The organism is Psychrosphaera sp. 1_MG-2023 (assembly GCF_030548245.1).
Classification (GTDB): domain Bacteria; phylum Pseudomonadota; class Gammaproteobacteria; order Enterobacterales; family Alteromonadaceae; genus Psychrosphaera; species Psychrosphaera algicola.
Map to the genome: position 1 here is coordinate 1 of NZ_JAUORW010000049.1, position 1,465 is coordinate 1,465.

General features: G+C 42.0%; 1 protein-coding gene. It reads right to left on the minus strand.

Annotated elements, in window-relative coordinates; all coding sequences use genetic code 11:
• Positions 1-259: 259 nt before the first annotated feature.
• Complete coding sequence (locus tag Q4575_RS19650) at positions 260-1,378, minus strand: transposase (protein WP_303523935.1); 1,119 nt, start codon at positions 1,376-1,378, stop codon at positions 260-262.
• Positions 1,379-1,465 lie beyond the last annotated feature (87 nt).

Here is a 1,465-nt window from a genome sequence, read left to right on the forward strand (position 1 = left end):
TAACGCTAAGATAACGAGCAAAGATTTCTGCAAATTTTTTATTCACAACATTAAGATCTTTGTCTCTGTTTATCGCCTTGTTGGACTGCCTCATCGCACTGTGGAAAACCAACGTACTTTTCGACTGACCAACGCCTAAACTAAACAGAATAATAACCATACTACCGCGTAATCTCCAATGTTATTTATGACCGCAACCTGAACGTCGCCCGCACTTAATCGCTCCGCACCTAAGTGCAGAGTTTTTCTAGTCGAGCTGTTAATGCAAATTTGGCGCAAGCGCTATTCGCTCCTTATTACCGCATTCCGGGCAACTTAAATTAACACCCAGCTTATTCATTATTAATTGCCAAGTAGGTATTGTCGCTTCAATAAATGGTGTTTGATTGTTGAGTTTTCTCGCTACATTTAGCTTATCCGAAATTGATGGATGATAAAGTCCGTAATATCTTACCGTTTGTTTGCCCTTTAACGGCAGGTGCTTGAGTACTATTTGGCTCAACTGAGTAACGGGATATTTTTTTCGTTCTGTCTTTTTCGTTTGATGGGATTTGTACTTAAAGGTGACGATGTTGTTTTTTACGCCCATTATTTGGCTATTTTTTATCGGTCCACCTCGCATATACCGAGAGATATATTTTGCAACGCCAAGTGCATGTTCGTATGGCTTACAGGCATAAACCTGCCAGTCAATCCGACCTATTTTATTGCATAAATTTTTGATTTGTACGCTTTGTGTGTCAGGTGGAAATATCAAGTCTCCGTCAGCTAACGCTTCTTTAACCGCCGATAAAAATTTGCCTCGAAATAGACGACGCATAACTTTGACGGGAAACATAACAGTACGTTTCGGTTTTACCCAGTCACCAGCGCCATTTAATCCTCCATTCGTAATTAGACAGTGAATATGAGGGTGCTCACTTAAACTTCTCCCCCAAGTGTGTAACGCCAACAAATATCCTGGTTGCGCATTTAGGTGGCCCTTCGCGCCGCTTAACTGTTTTATCGTTTTAGATACAGCCCGATACATAGAATCTTGGAACCACTCTCGATTGTATCGCCACAAAGGGAGTAACTCGTGAGGTAATGTAAATATCCAATGGTGATGCTGTACATCTAACAATCGAGCAGACCACTGCGCTAACCACCGTTCTTTGGCAGTAAACTGACATTGAGGACAACCGCGATGTCTGCATGAATTGAAATACACGCCGCACAGATGACCTTTTTCACAATATTGAGTATGGCTGCCCATACTAGAGGTGCGACAACCACCAATTGCTTGCGCTGCTTTCAGTTGATAAAGCGGCACATGGAGGGGGTTATTTGTTTCGCTTAATGCAGATTGAAACAGTTTTTGAATCGAATATTTTTCCATCTAGAAAAAGTAGAACACAACTGAGGGTTTATCCAGTATTACTTTGAGGGTGAAGTATCTTCCCCGAGCTTGCGAGGCAGGTCCAAC

Bases quoted from the DNA above. Each gene is read 5' to 3' on its own strand.
- Q4575_RS19650 (WP_303523935.1), bottom strand. From the start codon at position 1,378: ATGGAAAAATATTCGATTCAAAAACTGTTTCAATCTGCATTAAGCGAA.